Below are 21,626 nucleotides of genomic sequence, written 5' to 3'. Positions count from 1 at the left end.
GAACGTATTCTACGTTCCTTTACACAGTAACTCCTATTATACCACACAATCAATAATATGCTGTTATTTCTCCTCGTGACGTTTTTCCAACACATGTAGAACATCATAAATGCTTACTTTTTGTTCTTGCAATAATACGAGTAGGTGATAAATTAAATCAGCTGCCTCCCATTTTACTTCCTCAGCATCTCGGTTTTTGGCACCAATGACCACCTCTGTTGCTTCTTCTCCAACCTTTTTACAGATTTTATCAATACCCTTATCAAATAAATATGTAGTGTATGCTCCTTCTGGCATTTCCTGCTCTCGCTTTTCGATGACACGGGCAAGTTTAGAAACGATGTCCACAGAGCCTACCTTCTCTTTTTGCTGAATAACCTCAGTGAAGCAAGAAATTGTACCATTATGACATGCTGGCCCTGTCGGAAGAACCTCCACTATTAACGCATCTTGATCACAATCAGCTTTGATTGAAATCACTTGTTGTGTATGGCCACTTGTTGCTCCCTTATGCCAAAGCTCTTGACGGGAACGAGAATAAAACCAAGTTTCCCCTGATTCAATTGTTTTAGCTAACGACTCCTTATTCATATAAGCTACCGTTAATACCTCTTTTGTATTGGCATCTTGTACCACAGCTGTAACAAGACCTCTCTCATCAAATTGAATGTTCTCTATCATCTTACTGCCACTCCTTTTTCACGTAAGTATTCCTTTACTTGGGCTACACTTGTTTCTTTATAATGGAAGATGGAGGCTGCTAGTGCAGCATCTGCATCAACCTCTTTTGCTAATACTTCGTAAAAATGTTCGGCATTTCCCGCTCCACCACTAGCAATCACAGGGACTGTCACAGCTTCACGCACAGCTTTGGTTAAGGCTAAATCAAAGCCTGATTTTTCTCCATCTTGATTCATACTTGTTAATAAAATCTCACCAGCTCCTAAGCGTACAGCCTCTTTGGCCCACTCAATGGCTGACCAAGATGTTTTATTGCGTCCACCATGTGTATAAACCATCCATGTGCTATCTTCCTCACTATAGCGAGCATCGATTGCTACAACAATGCATTGTGCGCCAAAGTAATCAGAGCCTTCCTGAATAAGGGCAGGTCTTTCCAACGCGGATGTATTCACTGAAACTTTATCAGCACCTGCTCGTAAAATACGCTTCATATCATCCAACGTACGAATGCCTCCGCCAACAGTAAAGGGTATGGCAAGCGTAGCCGCTGTTTGACGAACGACATCTACCATCGTTTCTCGACCTTCATGCGAAGCAGAGATATCTAAAAATACAAGCTCATCTGCTCCTTGTTCATCATAAAACTTCGCAAGCTCCACGGGATCCCCTGCATCTCGGATAGAGACAAATTGTATACCTTTTACAACACGACCTTCCTTCACATCAAGACATGGGATAATACGTTTTGTTAGCATGCCTTCACACCTTTCAACCATTGCTCTAATAAATAAACACCTAATTCCCCTGATTTTTCAGGGTGAAATTGCATGCCAGTCACAGAACCATTCGTCATAATACCAGGTACTTGAATGCCGAAGTAATCAGCATAGGCAACAAGCTCTGATTCTACGATATCTGTTGCATAAAAGGAGTGAACAAAATAGACATGCTTCGCTGATACTTCATTGTGTAACCATGCAGGACGATTTGTCACAATCAGTTCATTCCACCCCATATGTGGTACTCTGTATGCTTGGCCCTCTTGGCTACCACTAAAGCGTTTAATACACCCCTTGAAAAATCCTAGCCCTTTTGTGGGGGTTACTTCATCACTCTGCTCGAATAATAATTGCATACCTAGACAAATTCCTAAAAGAGGACGGTTTTCTCTTTGTGCCTTCTGTAAATATTGGTCTAAGCTTGTTTCAGCTAAACGTTTTCTGGCATCAGGGAATGCACCCACCCCAGGTAATAAAAGTGCGTCAGCTGCATCTAACGCCTTCTCATCAGCAGTTATAATAACTTCACAGCCTAGCCTTTTTAATGCCTGCTCCACACTAAATAAATTACCCATTCCATAATCAATGACACCTATTTTCACGTCAACAGCCCCTTAGTCGATGGTACGCCTTTAACACGCGGGTCAATTTCCACTGCGGCATCAATCGCACGTGCTAATGCTTTGAAAATTGCCTCAATAATGTGATGTGTATTCTGTCCATAAGGTACTATTACATGAACATTCATCCTTGCCTCAAGGGCAAATTTCCATAAAAATTCATGCACTAATTCTGTATCAAACGTTCCTACTTTTTCTTTTAATGCTGGCACACGGTACTCTAGATGAGGTCGATTCGAGCAATCGACCACTACCTGAGCTAGTGCGTCATCCATCGGTACAAAGGCGTTACCATAGCGTTTTATGCCTTTCTTATCACCAAGTGCTTCTCGAACAGCCTGTCCTAATACAATACCAAGGTCCTCTGTTGTATGGTGATCATCAATATAAGTATCGCCATTTGCATGTATTGTGCCGTTAAATAGTCCATGCTTAATAAATAAGTCAAGCATATGGTCCATAAACCCCACGCCTGTTTGGATATCTGCCTTGCCTTCACCATCTAAATCAATTGCTACAGAAATTTGCGTTTCATTCGTTGTACGCTCTATCTTTGCATATCGTTTCTTTTCTGTCATCGTCCTATTCCTTCTCCCATCCACGTGATTCCACTGCACGAGCATGGCCCTCTAAGCCTTCCATACGCGCTAAACGTGCAATTTTTGGTGCATTGTCTCTCCAGGTTTTTTCACTATAGTAAACAATACTTGATTTTTTCACAAAATCATCAACATTTAAGCCACTTGCAAAACGAGCCGTACTATTGGTTGGTAGTACATGATTGGTCCCTGCAAAATAATCACCAACTGGCTCAGAACTATACCGACCTATAAAAATACCACCAGCATGTCTTATTTGCTCAGCTAACGCCTCCGCATTTTCCATCACAATTTCTAAATGCTCCGGTGCTAATGAATTAATGGCTTCCACTGCATCTGCCAATGTTTCAGCTACATAAATTACCCCAAATTTCTCTATGGAAGCACGAGCTACTTCTTGACGCGGTAAGTTCAGCAGCTGCTTCTCTACTTCCTCACCTACTTTTTTGGCTAATTGCTCTGAGGTTGTGACAAGAATTGCACAAGCTAGTGGATCATGCTCTGCTTGTGATAAAAGGTCTGCAGCAATTTCATCAGGATAGGCTGTGTCATCAGCCAGCACAGCAATTTCACTCGGTCCCGCAATCATATCAATGGCCACTTCTCCAAATACCTCACGTTTGGCAAGTGCCACATAAATATTTCCTGGACCTGTTATTTTATCGACTGAGGAAATTGTTTCCGTGCCATAGGCAAGTGCAGCTATTGCTTGTGCCCCACCAACTTTATAAATCTCATCAATACCTAAAAGGTGAGCCGCCACAAGTACACCTGCTGGTAGTTTCCCATTCGGCCCTGCAGGTGAGGTAATAACAATACGTTTCACCCCTGCAACCTGCGCTGGTATCACATTCATCAATACCGATGAAGGGTAGGCCGCTGTACCACCTGGAACATATAGTCCTACTGCATCTAAAGCCGTTACCCGTTGGCCTAACCAAGAACCATCCCCCAGTTCTAGGCGATACCCTGAACGTATCTGTTGTTCATGATAAAAACGAATATTTTCTGCTGCTTCCGCTAAGTCCTTATATAGTTGAGGGTCGAGTTCACTTACAGCTTCTTGTATCTCTTCTTCAGAGACACGTAAACTGTTAGGGACATAGCCATCCCATCGCTCAGTATAGGTGCGTAACGCCGCATCTCCCTGTGTCTTAACATCCGAAAGCACTTGTCGTACAACTTTTATTTGTTCCTCATTTCCTCCTTCAAGTGGTCTCTTTAAGGAAATGCCTTTTTCAAGCTTTGTTATTTTCATAGGATTAATCCCCTTTAGTCCTTCATATGTAGCTACAAATGATTACTTTTTCTGCTCATTCACACATTTCTTTAATCGCCTCACAAGATCAATAATACGTTCACCTTTCATACGATAACTTACCGGGTTTGCAATTAATCGCGAAGAGACAGCAGTAATAAATTCATATTCTACTAAGCCGTTCTCTTTTAATGTACGACCTGTAGAAACAATATCGACAATTCGATCAGCTAAGCCAATCATTGGTGCTAATTCAATAGAGCCGTTGAGCTCGATGATTTCCACTTGCTCTCCAATGCCTTTGTAGTACTTCATGGCAATATTCGGATATTTCGTAGCAATTCTAGGTGCAATCTCATTCATGGAGGTGTTTGGTAGGCCTGCAGAAGCGATATAGCAATTACTAATTTTCAAATCAAGTAATTCGTGCACCTCTCGCTGTTGCTCTAACAGAACATCCTTTCCAGCAATACCAATATCAGCAACACCATGTTCAACATAGACAGGAACATCCATTGGCTTCGATAAAATAAAGCGAATTTTTTCCTCTGGTATTTCAATCATTAATTTACGTGACATTTCTACTTCTTCTGGTAAATTAAAACCTGCCTCTAACAACATTTGATATGCCTCTTCAAAGATTCTTCCTTTGGGCATTGCAATCGTTAATTCATTCACCGCCAACTTCCTCCTGTCCAACTACCACCACTTCTGTAAAGTATGCTAAAAAGGCCGCCTCATCGACTAGACTACTACGTAACTGCAAAGTAGCTAATTTTCCTGCTGCTCGTAAATTTTTAACCTTTAGTAAAGCTTCCTCAAATTGTTCTTCTTCAAAAAGAACAACTGTTGCTTCCTGTCGTTTCACTGACTGCCCATCTAATGTTTCTAATAAACGATCCACACGAATACTAAATCCTGTAGCACCAACCTTTGAACCAAAAACTTCTAACAAGCCATCATAACGACCACCATTTCCTAATAAAAAGCCACTTCCCACAGCAAATACTTCAAATAGCATACCCGTGTAATAACTCATATGACTCGAGAGTGTGAAATCGAAAGCTACATAATCAGCTAAATCAGCCATTTCAAGTAGTTGAGCAAGTTGTTGCATATATTCTAATGCATCATTTTTGCGGACATATTTTTCAATATCTCGTATATCTCTGACATTCATGGCTTCTTCAATAAATTGTAAGAGGGCATCGGATTTAGCTTTAGGCAGATCAAATGACTCTACTGCTTCTTCAAACCCTACGTAATTTCGTTGGACAAGCAATGTTCTAAGCGTTGTTTGCTGTTCGATACTCTCTGTGTAATCTTGTAAAATGCAATTTAATATACCAGCATGTCCAATTGTGATTTTAAACTCTTCCAATTTAAAATGCTTTAATAGCTCCATTGCCGTTACAATAACTTCTGCATCGGCAAAAACGGATTGATCACCTATTAACTCAATTCCCATTTGATCAAACTCAGCAGGCCTGCCTCCCTCTGCTTCCTGAGCCCGAAAAACGCTTGCAAAATAGGCAAGACGTAGTGGGATCATTTCCTTTAATAGTTTCGATGTAGCTACTCGAGCAATCGGTGTAGTCATGTCAGGTCGCAGCACTAACGTATTTCCTTGGCTATCCACTAGCTTAAATAAATGAGCATCAGCAATCGCTGAAGCCTTCCCTACTGTATCGAAATACTCCACCGCAGGCGTTTTAATAAACTCATAACCCCTTTTATATAAAAAGTCTCTGCCCGCATGTCTAACTGCTTCAACTTTCTCATAGATTTGCGGGAATGTATCGCGCATTCCAAGTGGCTTTTCAAACATTTTTATCGACGACATATGGACACTTCCTCACATTTTACTTTAATTCACTAGAGTATTAGAGAATTAGATTATGAAAGAATTTTAACTTATTTCATTAAGACAGTCAACGATATCCTTATTAATTATCGAAATCTTTAAATACTTATTATTCTGTTAATTATACACATTGAATTGCAAAGACTTCCAAAAAAGCATCACTATGAGAATATGTCCAAATTGTGACTAACCAATTTTTAATCACTTTAAGTATTCGCTAAAAATTGATAATGATTCTCTCTTAACAAATCATTGATAAAAATAAAGAGTTTTCAATAGAGTATTCTCAATATCGAAACCCAATAATTATATCTATATAATTATTTTTACCCAATCGCTTAAAATGATTCTCAATCTCATTATCATCAACAATACTTTTATATCAATACATTTATTGATTATTACTCTCATTCTATTTTACTTTTTACATTTCAAAAAACTCAATATAGAATAGCATTAATAACAAAAAGAACCATATACATTACACATTGGAGGGATTTATTATGGCATGTCCATTCGTACAAATTAGTGAGCAAATGATCGTTAGTATTTGTAAAGGCGAATTTTATCCTGGTGACAAGGTAACACTTCACACAACTGAAGACATTGATGGGACTGCAATTAAATCAACTTTTGTTGAAACAACTTGCTTAGGTGATCATAACACTTGTGAATTCAAATCAGATTATGACGCAGCTCTTGCTTAAACAGTAAAAGCTACTCCAAAAGCTAGTGTTTTTGGGAGTAGCTTTTTATGCAAAAAACTCACGAAGTATATCTCTATACTACGTGAGTTTTATTATTTCTTTGGTGTACACCACTCTACAGCCTCATTACGTTTGCGCGCTGCCATTTGTTCAGCAGTATATATTATTCGCATTGGATTACCCCCTGCTAAACAGCCTGCTGGCACATCCTTATGTACAAGAGTGGCAGCTGAAACAATGGCACCATCACCAATTGTTACACCTGGTAAAATAGTTGTATTTGCCCCTATCATTACTTCTTTTCCGATATGAACATCACCCAAGCGATATTCCTCTATTAAATATTCATGCGCTAAAATGGTTGTATTAAAACCAATCACAGTATTGTCTCCAATGAAAATACGTTCAGGAAACATGGTATCTGGCATGACCATTAAGGCTAATGACGTTTGCTTACCAATAGTCATGTTTAAAAAAGTACGATATAGCCAGTTTTTCACACGTAAAAATGGTGTGAAGCGTCCAATTTGAATGACAATGAAACACTTCATCACCTTCCAAAAGGACACCGTGTCATAGATGTTCCAAAGTGAATTGGCTCCTTCGACACGGTAACGTTCGGTTTTACGCGCCATCTACCTTACCCCTCTTTCACAATATCAAATAAATCTGACATATGCTGCAACATATATTCTGGTTGATACTGCTGTAAGTAAGCCTCTCCCTTAATTGCCCAAGCAACACCCGCTGCTCTTACACCAGCACGATGTCCAGCTTCAATATCGTGCGAATTATCACCAATCATAATCGCATAGTCTTTTTCTATCCCTAATCGTTCCAACGCAAGCAATACTGGCTCTGGATCAGGCTTCACATTGTTCACATCATCTGTACCAATACGCACATCAAATAGCTGCGTTGCACCAAGAATAGCAAGTCCACGATTGATGGTCTCATTACGTTTCGTCGAAACAATAGCCAATTTTATACCTTGAGCTTTTAACTGCTCTAGAGTTGACACAACATCAGGATATTGGCTGACTAGGTCATCATGGTGTGCGATATTCCAAGCGCGATACATCTCTATCAAATCGTCTTCTTCACCTGGTGCAATGTCATTAAATGTCTGTTTCAATGATGGACCAATGAATTTCAGGCAATCTTTTGGCGAATATTGCCCGGGAAATCGCTCATTTAATACATGCATAAATGTTTGAATGATTAAATCATTTGTATTTAGTAAAGTCCCATCGAAATCAAATAGTAGTGCCTTTACAGCCATCTTTTACAACCCCTTATTTATTTTCCAAGTATTTTACGGCTGGTTTCACCTTTATTCTACGATAAATAATTGCACCTAGACCAACTACAATACCAATAATGGAAACAACCTGTGCTGAACGTAAATCTCCCACTAAGTAAAGGCTATCTGTACGCATTCCTTCGATATAGAAACGACCAATTGAATACCAAATTAAATAGCTAAAGAATATTTCTCCACGATGTAAGTTCACTTTACGCAAAGCTAATAAAATAACAAGCCCAATCAGGTTCCAAATCGATTCATATAAAAAAGTGGGATGAACATATGAACCTAATTCTTCAATATACATTTGATTAATAATCCAATCTGGTAGCATTAGGTTTTCTAAAAATGCTTTCGATACCTCGCCACCATAAGCCTCTTGGTTCATAAAGTTGCCCCATCGACCAATAATCTGCCCGATTAAAATACTAGGTGCTGCAATATCTGCTACTCGTAAAAAGCTTACATTTTTTATACGAGTATATATGTAAGCTGTGACAAATGCCCCGATGAGTGCACCATGGATGGCAATACCACCATTCCATATCTCTATGATTTTGCCTGGATTTTCGCTATAGTAATCCCATCGCATTGACACATAGTAAATACGTGCACAGATAATGGATATAGGAACTGCCCATAATAATAAATCTGCAAGAAAATCATCAGGCAAACCTCGTTTAACGGCCTCTCTTTGCCCAACAATATAGGCTAAAATGATTCCCGACACAATTAGCAATCCATACCAACGAACTGGAATTGGTCCTAAATGAAAGGCAATCGGGTCAATTTGCAATAGTAATAAATCCATCTTCTACTCCTCTCAATATGTCATAAACAATGTTGTTCGCTTTTTAATCGTCTAACACATCATTTGATGTAATCACTTCATCTAAACGTCTTGAAAATTCCTCTGCCGCATTGACGCCCATTTTCTTTAAACGATAGTTCATCGCTGCCACTTCAATAATAACGGAGACATTGCGTCCTGGTCTTACTGGAATTGTTAGTTTTGTTAGTTCCGTATCAATTATTTTCATTTTTTCTTCTTCTAAGCCCAATCGATCATAAACTTTTTGTGGATCCCATATTTCGAGCTCAATGATGAGGGTAATACGTTTATAGGGGCGTACTGCACTTGCACCAAAGAGTGTCATAATGTCAATAATGCCGATGCCTCGTATTTCCAATAAGTGCTCTAACAAAGGTGGAGGGCTTCCAATTAATAGGTTTTCTGATTCTTGACGAATTTCAACACAATCATCAGCAACTAAACGATGGCCCTTTTTTACAAGCTCAAGTGCTGTTTCACTTTTACCTACGCCGCTTTTGCCGATTATAAGCACACCAATGCCATACACATCGACAAGTACACCATGTGCTGCTGTCATTGGAGCTAAGCGCCCCTCTAAGTAGTTCGTCAATCTACTCGAAAATTTGGTTGTTGTCATATGTGTTTTAAACACAGGTACATGCTTTTCGTTTGAGGCCTGAATAAGCTCCTCTGGTACTTCTAAATCTCTAGAAATAATAATAGCAGGTGTATCCTGTGAACAAAGTAAACGCATACGCTCAAGCTTAACATCCGCTGGGAGCATTTCAAAAAAGGAAAGTTCAGTCTTGCCAAGCAATTGGACTCGATTTGCTGGATAATGAGTAAAGTATCCTGCCATCTCAAGCCCTGGTCTTGAGATATCACTTGTCACAATTGTCCTGCCTATTCCTTCTTCACCAGCTAATAACTCTAATTTAAATTTCTCCATAACATCTCTTGTTAATACTACGACCAATGAAAAAGCCTCCAATCAATGGATAAGGTTCATCTTATTTTAGCATGTCTATGTGTAAAAGAAATGTATTTACTCTCAATACAGCGTTTACTTGCACTAAAAAAACTAGCGGCTCTCCAGCCCGCTAGTTTTTAAAAAGCAATTATTTTTGAGTTGCTAACCATTTAGCAACAGCTTCAGCATCTGCACCTTTTACTAATCCTGCAGGCATGCCGTTTTTACCATTATTTATAATATCTAAAATTTCTGATTCAGACAAACGTGAACCTACATCATTTAATGCTGGACCATTTGCACCTTGTAGCTCGCCACCATGACAAGTAACACAAGATTTCATCGCTATTGCTTCGCCATCTGGCTCTGTAGCAGTCTCATTACCATTATTTGATGCAGTTTTATCTCCGCCGCCACATGCAGCTAAGAAGATTGCTGATCCGAACACTAATGTTAACATTGCTTTTTTCATTAGTACCCCTCCTCATAATAAATACCTTACGCCGCCATTATACCAAAATTATGCACGTTTGAAACCTTCTCCTAATACCTCATATGCATCAGAAACGATAACAAACGCTGATGGGTCAACGCTTTTAATGAGTTGTTTCAGCTTTGTGAATTCTGTTTGATAAACAACAACCATCAGAACTGGTCGTGCTTCTCCTGTATACCCTCCAATTGCTGGTAACTTCGTTACACCACGATTAATTTCAGCATAAATGGCTTCCCTTACCTCATCTTGTTTCAATGTAATGATATAGACCATTTTAGACTGACTAAAACCTAGCTGAATAATATCAATCGTTTTTGTGGTAACATAAAGTCCAATCAGAGCATACAAACCTTTTTCTAAGTCAAAAACAATTGCTGCACTAATTGCGATAACGCCATCTATTAACAGCACACTTGTTCCAAGCGACAATCCTGTAAACTTCGTAATGATTTGCGCCAGTAAATCAGTGCCACCAGTTGAAGCATTCCCCTTAAAGACCAGTCCTATTCCTAGGCCAACAACAATTCCACCAAAAAGAGCACCCAATAAAGGATTATCAGTCCAGGGCTCCCAGCTATTCGTTAATAAGACGATAAAAGGTAATGTAATTGTCCCAATAAAGGATTTTATTCCAAATTTTTTGCCCAACAATAAAACACCAGCAATAAAAAGCGGAATGTTAAATGCATACTGAACAATTCCCGGATTCCAACCAAATAAACCATGCAAAATCGTACTTATTCCACTTACCCCACCTGAAGCGACTTGATTTGGTAATAAAAAGACATTAAAACCAATAGCAATTATTGCCGCTCCTACAATGACATACACATACTCCACAATGCTATCTCTCACATCATGTTTCATTTCCCCACGCCCACTTCAACTATCAGAATTTTTTAAAGACGAGATGATTATAGCAAATACTTTTAGCATTGAGAACTTCATCATGATGAAGGGATACTAGATTGAGGAAGGTATAAAATAAGCTATCTTACAGTATTCAATAAGATAGCTTTTGTTGATTTGGTTTAAAATGATTTTTCTGCCCATTCGATGGCTTCATAATATAAAAGATCAATGTCAACTAACTGAATATTCAACTGTACAGCTAGCTCTTCTAATCGTAGCCAATCAAGTTTACTTAACGCAATACTAAACTCCAAATATGGGGTCATTTCCGTTTCAAAGCCTAAAATGGTATTCGTAATAGCCTCTGAGAATGGTAGCTGCTGTAAAATAACATTCATCGGTCTTTGAAGTAATGTATCAATTAGAGAAAACATGCCGACTAAAAAATATTCTGAGAAATTCTTTTTATAAGCAAGCTTAGCTAGTTTTTCACAAACCTTAGCTCGGAATAAAGACGTGCACATCACTTCTTTAAAAAGATCAGAATCAGCATCAATATCAATTTCACGCATGGCCAATAAATAAATCCATTTTCGTAAATTGGATACGCCCAATAACACAATCGCTTGCTTGATGGAGCGCACTTTAGATTTAGAACGTTTAGATGAGTTATTAATCATTTGCAATAATTTGTATGTCAATGAAATATCACGTTCAATATTTTCCGCTAACAAATGAATATTTGGTTCTTCCTCTTTTAATAAAGAGATAATGTGAATATATTGAATCGCATTTGCTGGAATGTCTGTTGCTCGTATTATTTGCGGTTGTTCAAAAAAATAACCCTGAAATAACACATAGCCTGAGGATTTAGCGACTTCAAATTGATGACGCGTCTCTACTTTTTCAGCGAGCAATTGAATATGTGGAAATTTCTCCTTAACTTTATTTTCGATTTCCATTCTTTTTACAATGGAAGATGCTAAAAAATCCACCTTAATATAATCAATTTGTTCAAATAATTCATCATAAACTTCCACTTGATCATCCATCATAAAATCATCCAAGGCAATTTGAAACCCATGTTTTTTTAGCTCAATTACACGCTCCACTAATTGAGCGGTAAGTGGAACATCCTCTAATATCTCAATCACTACCTGTGAGGGATTTAAAAATTCATGGATAGAGCTCATCAATAAGTTTTCAGTAAAATTAACAAAACCAGGTTTACCTTTCGTTACCTCTTCAAAACCAATTGAAAGAAATGAGTTCACAAGTACATCAATCGTTGCTGCATCTGAATCGACCAGTGGAAAGGCATTTACATTTTTGCTACGGTATAACAATTCATATGCAATGACTTGCTCATGAAGATTAAATATAGGCTGTCTGCCAATGAATACTTCCATTCCATTGCCCCCCATTTCTCCATTTTCTAGTAATTTATAGTATAACATTTTTTACGACCTGATGCTTATACTTCAAGCTAACTTAACAGGCCAACTTGGCTTTTTCAGCCAATAAAAAGGAAAGGACAGTCCCTGTGATAATAATCACTTAAGGACTGTCCATATTATTTACCTACTTTGGATTTTATTGCACCAATCACTGCAGGCACAACAGATATAATGATAATCAAAATTAGTACAACTGAGAAGTTATCTTTAATAATTGGAATATTCCCAAAGAAGTAACCTAATAATGTACAACTGAATACCCATAAAATTGCACCAAAAATATTATAAAATAAGAAATAACTATATTTCATTTTACTTGCACCCGCCACAAACGGGATAAATGTACGAATAAATGGCATGAAACGTGCGATTACGATCGTTTTCCCACCATGTGTATTAAAGAATTTTTCAGCTGCTTCCATACGCTCTTTTTTAACAACTCTACCGAGGAGGCTCTTTGGCGGAATAGATGTCCCTACCTTATGTCCAATATGATAGTTCATCGTATCTCCCAAAATAGCTGCAGCTAAAAATACAGGGATTAAAATCCACATATCGAATGCGCCCATTGCCGCAGCTAATGTTCCACTTGCAAATAACAAGGAATCACCAGGTAAGAATGGGAAAATAACAACTCCTGTTTCTACAAAAACAATCGCAAATAAAATAAGATAGCTCCAATTGCCAAAATCACGAATAATTTCTTCTAAATGCACATCGATATGCACAATAAAACTTATTAACTCCTTAATGAGTTCTAACATGTTTTTGTATGCTCTCTTTCAATAGTATTTTTACCTAAAAGCTTTGACGTGGCTTCACCTCAAAGGGTTCCAGTTTTGTACGTCTTTTTACATTACTTCCTCACTATATGACAAGCTCTTGAAAAGTATGTAGAAGATTTCACAAGTTTGATTTTATCACTTACAGTCATCTACTCTCAACTGATTTTACTATTATACGAATAATGTACAAAAAAAGAGCTACCATTTTTCAATAGTAGCTTTTCTCGTTTAAACTTTTTCTTTTAATGAACGTCTTAATATTTTTCCTGTTGTGTTTTTTGGTAGTTCATCCAGTATTTCAATTACTTTCGGAACCTTATACTTCACCATATGTTTAGCACAATAGGATAGTAGATCATCTGTTGTAGTAGCAGCTACTTCTTTCAGCACAACATAGGCATGTACTGCTTCCCCTAAGTTAGGGTCTGGGAAGCCTACCACTGCTGCTTCTACAATATTATTATGGGCAAACAGCACTTCCTCCACTTCACGAGGATAAACATTAAAGCCCCCTACAATAATCATATCCTTTTTACGATCGACAATGTAAAAATACCCTTCTTCATCTACCTTTGCTAAATCTCCTGTATAGAGCCAGCCGTCACGAATCGCCATCGCCGTTTCTTCAGGCATTTTATAGTATCCCTTCATCACGTTTGGACCACGTACAATTAGCTCTCCAACTTCGCCCACAGGTACTTCCTGACCATTAACATCGACAACTCTATTCTCGACATTACTAATGGATGTTCCAATAGAACCAGCTTTACGATCACGATCTAATGGGTTAAAACATGTAACTGGTGAAGCTTCGGATAAGCCATAGCCCTCTGACACACGCACATTAAATTTCTGTTCGAAATTATGTAATAGCGCAACAGGCAAGGAGGCACCACCTGAAATAGCTAAGCGAATTGTTGAGAAATCCTCTGGATTGCCTTCAGGTAATTGGTACAAGAAATTATACATAGTAGGAACACCAGCAAATACCGTTGCTTTTTGCTCTCGTGCTAAAGCGAAAATTTCGCTAGGGCTAAAGCGTGGGGCAAGTAAAACTGTTGCTCCACTTAATAAAGGCGCATTCACCACTACCGTTAAGGCAAATACATGGAAAACAGGTAGTGTCGCAATAACACGGTCCTCTGCATTAATGCCTAAATAATGCGCAACATCACGTGCATTTGAGTACACATTGCCATGTGTCAGCATAGCTCCCTTTGGACTACCTGTAGTTCCTGAAGTATATAAAATAATAGCATTGTCATCCTCTGCAACTTCAACAGGTTGTAAAGATTGAGTGGTTTTGGCGATTACATGTGTAAATAAATGTGTTTTTTCTTGTGCTTGTGGTGATAAAGCTGCCACTTTTTCTGCTATATCTGGTGTGGTTTCACAAACTATAAATGTTTTTACCTGTGGAAATGCTTGTACACCTTTTTCAACCAATGGTAGCAACATATCTAGAGCAATGACTGCTTTTACATCTCCATTATGCAAAATGTAAGAAATTTCATCCGGTGTATAGATTGGATTAACAGGTATTGCTGTTGCCCCTAAGCGCATTGTTGCATAGAGAGCGATTAAGTAGTGTGGCGTGTTGCCGAGTAAAAACGCCACATGATCCCCTTTTTCAACGCCTAAATCTTGTAATCCCTTTGCAAAGCGGCCAACTGTATGCTCAAATTCCCCGTAAGTCGTATCTTTCCCCATAAAATGATACGCCACTTTTTCAGGTTGTTCTGCTGCCTGTTGACGAACACGTGAAACTAAATTCAATTACACCATCCCCTTATCGTATAAAATGAATCGTTATTCAGTAATATTATATAAGAAATATATCTAAAAAACAATGAAACTTTTTATCTCATGTCATAAATTACGTTAAATAATTCATTTTTTTCTCCTTTAAACCATTACCTCATGAGCGAATATGGGAGATATAGCGCCATCGAATTAAATAAAAATAAACCACTTGTATTAATACAAAAAAGCCAAAAGCAAAGAATACTTCTTTTACAATCGATATATTCGCAATGTCCCTTAAAATACCTTGAACCATTAGAAAAGCAAAGGCACTATGCATCATCGCAACACCCCAAGGTAAGAAGAATTGGGGAAACAAATGGCGATTAACTAGCTTTTTTAACTCCGTATCTGTTAAACCCATACGTTTTAATACATCAAATTTACGCTTTTCACGTTCGAGGGATGTATGCAATTTAAAATAGATAAAGCTTCCAGCCGCAAGTAAAAATACAGTGGCTACTAAAACACCCACTAATGTAAATAATGAGTAGGTAGCTAGTATATAAGAATAATTTAATCCTGCATTTTCAAAGTAAAAAGGGCTAAACTTATCCTTTTTAATAAAATATAAATTGGATTCTAGATAATCGATATCCTTACCGATTTCCTTCGTTTCCATCCATTGGGGAATAACAAATGTGAACAGATGATAGCTTGGTTGAATAATGTCTTGCTCGGAAATTGGATGAATAAGCTTTGCGAAATCTTCATCACTAATGACAATCGAATTGACACTGACAATAGAGCCTGGAAACACTATTTTTGGATAGACACTATCAATAGTGAGCGGTATATTATTTTCTTCTAAAACAGTATGCACAACTCGATCTTTTAATTTTTTTAGGGAATCCTCCGAATAAGGAATAAATACTGCCTCACCTGCTTCCAGATTCAGTAATGGATAACTGTAGGAAGAAAGCAGAACATTCATATCGGACTCTCGAAAAACCTCCACTTCATTTCGAGTGAAAGAGGAGGTTTGCTTCACAACAATAAAACGGGATAGCTGATAAGATAAACCTTTCTCCTCTAATTGCAACCTTAAAGAATTGATATGCTCCCGTTCATATGGATTATCGACATCCCCTTTATAAACCAGCCCTAGTGGATTTAATCGATCATATTGCGTTGTATAGGAGGACATCGTTGCTAAAACACCAACAGATAAAAATGCAAGCGTCGATACCATCGTCACAACGAAAAACATTTTCACGTTATCCATCATTATATGCGTTTGTTCTGCTAGCGATAGTAGACGGTAGCGTTGCCAATGATATTTGCGTTTCCCACGTGCTAAATCTAAAAAACAAGGCACAGAATCACTGAAAAAATAATAGGTGCCAAATGTTGCGGAAAATGGTATTAACAGCGTTAGCCCGATTAGTGATGTATGTCCGACAACAAACGCGAGAATATACGTCGTTACAATTAAAGCAATACCATAGAAAGCTCGTATTTTGGAATACGTTGTTAAGCTATTTAAATAATCACTGCCTTTTATAAGATCTCGTAATTTTCTCTCTCGTGTAAAATACACACTAATAAAGGAAATGACGAAAAATGCACTTGTGAAAACACCAATCGTTAATAAAAATGGCTCCCATGAAATATAGAGTGGTAAATCTTCTAAATGTAAAATTTCCCGAACAATCATAAAAAAGAATTTTGAAAAGGAGAAACCAAAGACAATCCCTACAATAATGGAGCCTGTTCCAATAATCATTGTCTCTAAAAAGACAAGTTTATTCATCTGACGTTTTTCCATTCCCAAGTGCAATAAAATAGCAAATTCATGTGATCTGGCCTCTAAAAAGGCACTCATGGAATAATATAAAAAGAATAATGTAAACAGGACGAGAACAATTTCAGCCCCCACCATCCCAATGAGAGACATCTCCCCTAATATCCCACGTTCAATATCAGGGTGAAACATCAGCATGGAATAGATAAAAAATACAGCCACAGAAAAAAAGCTTGCCATGAAGAAGGCGCCATATATCCGGCTGTTCCGCACGACATTACGGTAAGCGAATTGTCGAAAGGTCACCTACTTGCCCTCCTCCTAGTAAGCTTAAAACATTTAAAATACGTTGGAAAAACATCTGACGGCGGTCATCTCGATAAATTTCATTAAAAAATTCACCATCTTTAATGAATAACACTCGATCACAATAGCTTGCTGCAATTGGATCATGCGTGACCATCACGATTGTCGTTTGTTTATCCTGATTCACCTTTGTCAATAGTTCAAGCACATCACGTGAAGAATTTGAATCTAAATTACCTGTAGGTTCGTCCGCTAAAATGAGACTAGGATTATGAATAAGCGCACGACCAATTGCTGTTCTTTGTGCCTGTCCCCCAGATATTTCATTTGGACGTTTATGAAGGAAGGAAGTTAAATCTAGCTTTTCTACAATGCTTGCCAGACGCTCCTCCATTACCTCTAGCGGCTGTTGATCTAACGTTAAGGGCAACACAATATTTTCCTCGACGGTCAGCATATGCAAAAGATTGAAATCCTGAAACACAAAGCCAAGCTGTCTTCTTCTAAAATAGGCAAGCTCTGTTGCATTCAATTTATGTGGATTCATTCCATCTAAAATAATTTCCCCACTAGTTGGTTCATCGATGGTCGAAATAATATTCAGTAATGTCGTTTTACCGCTTCCTGAGGGGCCCATAACAGCTAAAAACTCGCCTTCTTCCACGTCAAAGCTCAATTGATTTAATGCACGATGTGTTACTTTACCTTCGTACACTTTAGTCACATCTTTAATTTGTAAAATAGGCATACTTCATTCACCTTATTTCTTCATTAATTCTAAGGATTGAGGTAAAAGCCACTGTAAAACGACCTCAAAACCAATATGAAAATGAGGCTCTGTTAAAGCCAGTATTGACTCTTCCTCTACTAAACTAAAGCAATGCTCCCCAATAATCACATCCCAAGCATCCATTTCTCCCTCTACAATTTCCCCACATACAGTATAATATCCACTATACATAATCTGTTGACCGTCTACAGGAAAAGCATTCAATAATGTTGGTTGCTGTAAGTTTAACCCAAGGCTCTTTGAAAAATGCAGTAGTTCTTCATCTAACTTTTCATGTGCCAGGATAAAATTTTGATAGGCTAATGGATCTCCCGCTTGCAGATGTGTCATATAAAGCGCATTTGTTTTCTCCTTATCAATCGTTAGTTTCCAATTTTCTATACGTACCTCTACCATCCTAATGCCCCCTAATTTGTAAATGTTACTGTCACAATCGTCCCTTTTCCTACCTCTGATGTAATAGCCAGCTCATGGCCTAGCTTTTCACAGATTTCTTTGGCTAAATAAAGGCCCATTCCAGTTGATTCCCCTGTTTTCCGCCCATTTTCGCCAGTAAAAAAGGCTTTCGTAACACGTGAAAGATCGGAAGCTGGAATCCCAATACCCTCATCACAAATTGCAAGTTGTACATAGTCATCCTTTTCAATGGCAGAAATAACAATTTTTTTATTGGCTTCAAACGTGTATTTCACTGCATTGGTGATAAATTGTCCAAGAATGAAACGAAGCCATTTTGAATCACTGGCAACAATTAGATCGTCCTCAATATGAATTTCCGGAAAAACTCTTTTCGTAATAAATAAACGTTTATTTTCATTAACAGTTGCAGTTACAATACCTTTTAGTGCAACTCGCTCTACTTGCATATCATCCTCAAAATTTTCTAGGCGTGCATTAACAAGTACCATGTCCAATCCTCTTCGCAAGCGATCGATTTCCTCCTGAACATTCTTTTTATCAAGAGGTCGGTCATCTTGTAATAATAATTCAATCACTGAAATAGGTGTTTTCATTTGATGGACCCACTGGTTCATAAATTGATCATGCCTTTTTTGACTTGCATATAAAGCATGCAGCTCATGTTGATAAAGTCGATACAATTCATGCATATACTTCTCGGTTTGCATAGCTTCTGGCGTTTTTGCGTTTTTTTGTAGCACATCCTCCATTGCTGTTGGAAGCTGAGTTATCTTCAATAAGTAGCGTTGCCGCATTAAATAGCGAACAAGTAAAAAGGATGCTAATAGCACAAGGCTAATACAAAAGGAATAAATAGCCGTATCAATATTTCGAAAACCGTCTAGTGCATAGATAACCATGATGAAGCCAACTAATAAAAGCTGGAACACAATAAATGATGCATAATCACGTAAAAAAAGCTTCCAGCCCACTATAGCTCACCTGCACTTAAAATGAATCGATAGCCTGCACCACGTACCGTTTCGATTGTTGACGATATATGATAATCCGCTAACTTTTTTCGAACTCTGGTCATATTCACATTCAAAGTGTTTTCATCGACAAATGCTTGATCGTCCCAAAGTTCCTCTAACAACTGCTCACGTGAAACTACTTTTGGTGCATTGCCCATCAGTAGCTCTAAGATGATACATTCTTTTTTCTGAAGTGGAATTTCTAAATCATTTTTATGTAGCTCCATTCTTTCTAAATGAAGTACAAGCTGTCCTTGCTTGATTGTCCGTTCTTCTTGCCTTGCTGCATATTCACCATATGTACGGCGTAGATGACTACGGATTTTAGCCAACACAATTTCGTAGTTAAAAGGCTTGGTAATAAAATCGTCGCCCCCATTTTCAAGTGCAAAGATTTGGTCCATTTCTCCTGAGCGTGCAGAAATGAAAATTATCGGACATGTTGTATGCTGACGTAGCTGGCGACACCAATAATAGCCATCGTAAGCGGGTAAATTTATATCAAGCAGCACCATATGTGGATTAAATGCTGTAAATTCTTCTATAAGATGATCAAATTCTTGAATTGTTGCAACTTCGTATTGATATTTTCTAAGCGTTTCCGCTAGTAATGATGCAATCTTGACATCATCTTCAACTATGAATATTCGATGCTTTTCCATATCAACACTCCTTTCTTTCTATATTGTATCAAAAAAAGGTTCGACGACATAATTGTCAGCGAACCTTTAGGCTAAAACATTACATGAAACCGTATTTTCCTTAATAAATTAATTGTAAAAAGTCCTCAGTTGAAATGCCACCAAAATATGTAGGGATATCAATGTCTGCTAATGCCTTAGCAATAGCCGCTCTGTCATAGTTTGTCCCAACTAAGCGCTGTTCTATATCAGCCATATCACCGACGCCAAAGAAATCTCCAAAAATATGCGCTTCTTCCATCACACCATGATTTACTTCTAGGCGAATATCAATGCCTCCTGTTGGAAATCGATGTGTTTTTTGAATATTAAAGCGTGGTGATTTTCCAAAATTCCACTCCCATGTTTGATAGCGTTCCTCTGATAGCTTGTGGATATTTGCCCAATCATCTTCAGTTAGCTCATAATAACGAATATTTTCTTCCCCGCCAAAAATGGATTTCAAAATTTCAAGACGGAATTCCTCAACTGTCATTTGCTCTTTTAAAAACTCTGAAATGTTTGCTACTCGTGAGCGAATCGATTTAATACCTTTTGATTCGATTTTATCCTTTTTGACCTTTAAGGCAGAGACAACCGCATCAATTTCTGTATCAAACATCAATGTACCATGGCTGAACATACGTCCTTTTGTAGAGAACTGAGCATTTCCTGAAACTTTACGTCCCTCTGCTAGTATATCATTGCGTCCTGAGAGCTCTGCATTCACACCCATTTTTGCTAGAGCGTCAACGACTGGTTGCGTGAATTTTTTATAATTCATAAAGCTATCGCCATCATCATTTGTAATAAAGCTGAAGTTAAGATTGCCTAAATCATGATAAACAGCACCACCACCTGAAAGACGGCGCACAACAATAATGCCATTGTCCTCTACATAGTCTGTATTGATTTCTTCAATCGTATTTTGGTTTTTACCGATGATAATAGACGGTTGATTAATGTAGAAAAGGAGCACTGGCTCTTTCTCAACGTCCATTGTTTTTAACAAATACTCCTCAATAGCAAGATTAATGCGTGGATCATGGATCCCTTTATTATCAACGAAAATCATAGTTCACGTTTCCTCCTTCACAAAATATCCATATTTATTTTACCGTAAATTAGGCATTTTGTGTTGACGAAAAGCATCTGTTATAATACACTAGAAAATATCAAAACAGTAATAGTACAGATGAACTTAAAGGAGGAGTCCACAATGTTAGAAAACGTAGTTGAATTTTTCAAGAATTTACCTGCTAAGCAATGTACTGAGTGCGGTGAAAAAATGGAAGAACAAAGCGAATGCTACAGCAACACTTGTGAAAAATGTAACCACCTATAAGCATTTGCCTATTCTGATATAGTCATATACGTGCCCCACACGTAGCAATCATGACACCCTTCATCATATTTTGATGAACCCTTAATTAAATCTCTTACACTTACAAAAAACAACAGCTGATACGCTCATATCAGCTGTTGTTTTTATGTTTTTGAAAAAGACAATCACTAGCAGAGAAAGACCTTTTGGCAAGGAAAGGGGGATTTCCGTTCTGCCAGCGTCCAGAGGGAGCAGCTCGCCTACTTAAAAACAAATGGCCGCAATGGAATCATACTCTTTTTCATAAAATTTCTATAGATTGCTTTGTTTTTATTTATGTCATTTGAGGCTGAAG

General features: G+C 37.9%; 24 protein-coding genes. 2 read left to right on the top strand and 22 right to left on the bottom strand.

The window, feature by feature from the left end; translation table 11 throughout:
• Positions 1–63: 63 nt before the first annotated feature.
• From hisIE to NY607_RS17960, 7 genes are read right to left on the bottom strand one after another with little or no spacing between them, the layout of a single operon-like run.
• On the bottom strand, positions 64–681 hold the full coding sequence (gene hisIE / locus NY607_RS17990) for a bifunctional phosphoribosyl-AMP cyclohydrolase/phosphoribosyl-ATP diphosphatase HisIE (RefSeq protein ID WP_131521133.1): 618 nt from the start codon (positions 679–681) through the stop codon (positions 64–66).
• A complete protein-coding gene (gene hisF / locus NY607_RS17985; RefSeq protein ID WP_131521132.1) occupies positions 678–1,439 on the bottom strand; it encodes an imidazole glycerol phosphate synthase subunit HisF in 762 nt (253 codons plus the stop codon). Before hisF ends, hisIE begins: the two co-directional genes overlap by 4 nt.
• Complete coding sequence (gene hisH / locus NY607_RS17980) at positions 1,433–2,065, bottom strand: imidazole glycerol phosphate synthase subunit HisH (RefSeq protein ID WP_131521131.1); 633 nt, start codon at positions 2,063–2,065, stop codon at positions 1,433–1,435. Before hisH ends, hisF begins: the two co-directional genes overlap by 7 nt.
• Positions 2,062–2,661: an imidazoleglycerol-phosphate dehydratase HisB gene (hisB, locus tag NY607_RS17975; protein ID WP_004227994.1), complete on the bottom strand. Its 600-nt coding sequence runs from the start codon at positions 2,659–2,661 to the stop codon at positions 2,062–2,064. The genes hisH and hisB overlap by 4 nt, the downstream gene beginning before the upstream one ends.
• A gap of 4 nt (positions 2,662–2,665) precedes the next feature.
• Positions 2,666–3,940: a histidinol dehydrogenase gene (hisD, locus tag NY607_RS17970; RefSeq protein WP_259420084.1), complete on the bottom strand. Its 1,275-nt coding sequence runs from the start codon at positions 3,938–3,940 to the stop codon at positions 2,666–2,668.
• 42 nt (positions 3,941–3,982) lie between these two features.
• Positions 3,983–4,618, bottom strand: coding sequence for an ATP phosphoribosyltransferase (hisG, locus tag NY607_RS17965; protein WP_048390844.1), 636 nt, complete (start codon positions 4,616–4,618; stop codon positions 3,983–3,985).
• On the bottom strand, positions 4,611–5,783 hold the full coding sequence (locus NY607_RS17960; protein ID WP_131521129.1) for an ATP phosphoribosyltransferase regulatory subunit: 1,173 nt from the start codon (positions 5,781–5,783) through the stop codon (positions 4,611–4,613). The genes hisG and NY607_RS17960 overlap by 8 nt, the downstream gene beginning before the upstream one ends.
• A gap of 524 nt (positions 5,784–6,307) precedes the next feature.
• On the opposite strand from NY607_RS17960, the gene NY607_RS17955 reads away from it, so the two are divergent.
• On the top strand, positions 6,308–6,511 hold the full coding sequence (locus NY607_RS17955) for a hypothetical protein (protein ID WP_131521128.1): 204 nt from the start codon (positions 6,308–6,310) through the stop codon (positions 6,509–6,511).
• Between the two features lie 92 nt (positions 6,512–6,603).
• Here the strand turns inward: NY607_RS17955 and NY607_RS17950 are convergent, their stop codons facing one another.
• The 15 genes from NY607_RS17950 to lplA form a co-directional block, all read right to left on the bottom strand.
• A complete protein-coding gene (locus NY607_RS17950) occupies positions 6,604–7,146 on the bottom strand; it encodes an acyltransferase (RefSeq protein ID WP_237898674.1) in 543 nt (180 codons plus the stop codon).
• A 5-nt stretch (positions 7,147–7,151) separates the two neighbouring features.
• Positions 7,152–7,793 carry a pyrophosphatase PpaX gene (gene ppaX / locus NY607_RS17945; RefSeq protein ID WP_259420083.1) on the bottom strand — a complete coding sequence of 214 codons (642 nt, stop codon included), beginning with the start codon at positions 7,791–7,793 and terminating at the stop codon, positions 7,152–7,154.
• Between the two features lie 13 nt (positions 7,794–7,806).
• The gene (gene lgt / locus NY607_RS17940) at positions 7,807–8,628 is read right to left on the bottom strand and encodes a prolipoprotein diacylglyceryl transferase (RefSeq protein WP_259420082.1); all 822 of its coding nucleotides are present in this window, start codon (positions 8,626–8,628) and stop codon (positions 7,807–7,809) included.
• 43 nt (positions 8,629–8,671) lie between these two features.
• Positions 8,672–9,607: an HPr(Ser) kinase/phosphatase gene (hprK, locus tag NY607_RS17935; RefSeq protein ID WP_131521124.1), complete on the bottom strand. Its 936-nt coding sequence runs from the start codon at positions 9,605–9,607 to the stop codon at positions 8,672–8,674.
• 142 nt (positions 9,608–9,749) lie between these two features.
• Positions 9,750–10,073 carry a cytochrome c551 gene (gene cccB, locus NY607_RS17930; protein WP_048390832.1) on the bottom strand — a complete coding sequence of 108 codons (324 nt, stop codon included), beginning with the start codon at positions 10,071–10,073 and terminating at the stop codon, positions 9,750–9,752.
• Between the two features lie 48 nt (positions 10,074–10,121).
• The gene (locus NY607_RS17925; RefSeq protein WP_004227970.1) at positions 10,122–10,964 is read right to left on the bottom strand and encodes a YitT family protein; all 843 of its coding nucleotides are present in this window, start codon (positions 10,962–10,964) and stop codon (positions 10,122–10,124) included.
• 164 nt (positions 10,965–11,128) lie between these two features.
• Positions 11,129–12,358 carry an EAL and HDOD domain-containing protein gene (locus NY607_RS17920; RefSeq protein ID WP_131521238.1) on the bottom strand — a complete coding sequence of 410 codons (1,230 nt, stop codon included), beginning with the start codon at positions 12,356–12,358 and terminating at the stop codon, positions 11,129–11,131.
• Between the two features lie 164 nt (positions 12,359–12,522).
• Positions 12,523–13,170 (bottom strand): VTT domain-containing protein, encoded by a 648-nt coding sequence (locus NY607_RS17915; protein ID WP_004227966.1) that lies wholly within the window; start codon positions 13,168–13,170, stop codon positions 12,523–12,525.
• 249 nt (positions 13,171–13,419) lie between these two features.
• Entirely contained in the window at positions 13,420–14,967 is a 1,548-nt protein-coding gene (locus NY607_RS17910; RefSeq protein ID WP_048390826.1) for a fatty acid--CoA ligase family protein, read from the bottom strand.
• Between the two features lie 142 nt (positions 14,968–15,109).
• The gene (locus tag NY607_RS17905) at positions 15,110–17,044 is read right to left on the bottom strand and encodes an FtsX-like permease family protein (protein WP_131521122.1); all 1,935 of its coding nucleotides are present in this window, start codon (positions 17,042–17,044) and stop codon (positions 15,110–15,112) included.
• Positions 17,016–17,792, bottom strand: coding sequence for an ABC transporter ATP-binding protein (locus NY607_RS17900; protein ID WP_004230460.1), 777 nt, complete (start codon positions 17,790–17,792; stop codon positions 17,016–17,018). Before NY607_RS17900 ends, NY607_RS17905 begins: the two co-directional genes overlap by 29 nt.
• Positions 17,793–17,804: 12 nt before the next feature.
• On the bottom strand, positions 17,805–18,230 hold the full coding sequence (locus NY607_RS17895; protein ID WP_131521121.1) for a hypothetical protein: 426 nt from the start codon (positions 18,228–18,230) through the stop codon (positions 17,805–17,807).
• Positions 18,231–18,241: 11 nt separating this feature from the next.
• Positions 18,242–19,225 carry a sensor histidine kinase gene (locus NY607_RS17890; RefSeq protein ID WP_131521120.1) on the bottom strand — a complete coding sequence of 328 codons (984 nt, stop codon included), beginning with the start codon at positions 19,223–19,225 and terminating at the stop codon, positions 18,242–18,244.
• A complete protein-coding gene (locus tag NY607_RS17885) occupies positions 19,225–19,929 on the bottom strand; it encodes a response regulator transcription factor (RefSeq protein ID WP_004230457.1) in 705 nt (234 codons plus the stop codon). The genes NY607_RS17890 and NY607_RS17885 overlap by 1 nt, the downstream gene beginning before the upstream one ends.
• A 100-nt stretch (positions 19,930–20,029) precedes the next feature.
• Positions 20,030–21,022, bottom strand: a complete 993-nt coding sequence (gene lplA, locus NY607_RS17880; RefSeq protein ID WP_131521119.1) for a lipoate--protein ligase — start codon at positions 21,020–21,022, stop codon at positions 20,030–20,032.
• Between the two features lie 144 nt (positions 21,023–21,166).
• On the opposite strand from lplA, the gene yhfH reads away from it, so the two are divergent.
• Positions 21,167–21,292 (top strand): protein YhfH, encoded by a 126-nt coding sequence (gene yhfH, locus NY607_RS17875; RefSeq protein WP_004230455.1) that lies wholly within the window; start codon positions 21,167–21,169, stop codon positions 21,290–21,292.
• Positions 21,293–21,626 lie beyond the last annotated feature (334 nt).

The organism is Lysinibacillus sp. A4 (assembly GCF_024919535.1).
Classification (GTDB): domain Bacteria; phylum Bacillota; class Bacilli; order Bacillales_A; family Planococcaceae; genus Lysinibacillus; species Lysinibacillus capsici.
This window is presented reverse-complemented; position numbering and strand designations above follow the sequence as displayed.

Bases quoted from the DNA above. Each gene is read 5' to 3' on its own strand.
- yhfH (WP_004230455.1), top strand. From the start codon at position 21,167: ATGTTAGAAAACGTAGTTGAATTTTTCAAGAATTTACCTGCTAAGCAA.
- NY607_RS17885 (WP_004230457.1), bottom strand. From the start codon at position 19,929: ATGGAAAAGCATCGAATATTCATAGTTGAAGATGATGTCAAGATTGCA.
- lplA (WP_131521119.1), bottom strand. From the start codon at position 21,022: ATGATTTTCGTTGATAATAAAGGGATCCATGATCCACGCATTAATCTT.
- NY607_RS17950 (WP_237898674.1), bottom strand. From the start codon at position 7,146: ATGGCGCGTAAAACCGAACGTTACCGTGTCGAAGGAGCCAATTCACTT.
- ppaX (WP_259420083.1), bottom strand. From the start codon at position 7,793: ATGGCTGTAAAGGCACTACTATTTGATTTCGATGGGACTTTACTAAAT.
- NY607_RS17955 (WP_131521128.1), top strand. From the start codon at position 6,308: ATGGCATGTCCATTCGTACAAATTAGTGAGCAAATGATCGTTAGTATT.
- NY607_RS17915 (WP_004227966.1), bottom strand. From the start codon at position 13,170: ATGTTAGAACTCATTAAGGAGTTAATAAGTTTTATTGTGCATATCGAT.
- NY607_RS17920 (WP_131521238.1), bottom strand. From the start codon at position 12,358: ATGGAAGTATTCATTGGCAGACAGCCTATATTTAATCTTCATGAGCAA.
- hisF (WP_131521132.1), bottom strand. From the start codon at position 1,439: ATGCTAACAAAACGTATTATCCCATGTCTTGATGTGAAGGAAGGTCGT.
- lgt (WP_259420082.1), bottom strand. From the start codon at position 8,628: ATGGATTTATTACTATTGCAAATTGACCCGATTGCCTTTCATTTAGGA.
- hisB (WP_004227994.1), bottom strand. From the start codon at position 2,661: ATGACAGAAAAGAAACGATATGCAAAGATAGAGCGTACAACGAATGAA.
- hisIE (WP_131521133.1), bottom strand. From the start codon at position 681: ATGATAGAGAACATTCAATTTGATGAGAGAGGTCTTGTTACAGCTGTG.
- NY607_RS17900 (WP_004230460.1), bottom strand. From the start codon at position 17,792: ATGCCTATTTTACAAATTAAAGATGTGACTAAAGTGTACGAAGGTAAA.
- NY607_RS17925 (WP_004227970.1), bottom strand. From the start codon at position 10,964: ATGAAACATGATGTGAGAGATAGCATTGTGGAGTATGTGTATGTCATT.
- NY607_RS17895 (WP_131521121.1), bottom strand. From the start codon at position 18,230: ATGGTAGAGGTACGTATAGAAAATTGGAAACTAACGATTGATAAGGAG.
- hisD (WP_259420084.1), bottom strand. From the start codon at position 3,940: ATGAAAATAACAAAGCTTGAAAAAGGCATTTCCTTAAAGAGACCACTT.
- NY607_RS17960 (WP_131521129.1), bottom strand. From the start codon at position 5,783: ATGTCGTCGATAAAAATGTTTGAAAAGCCACTTGGAATGCGCGATACA.
- cccB (WP_048390832.1), bottom strand. From the start codon at position 10,073: ATGAAAAAAGCAATGTTAACATTAGTGTTCGGATCAGCAATCTTCTTA.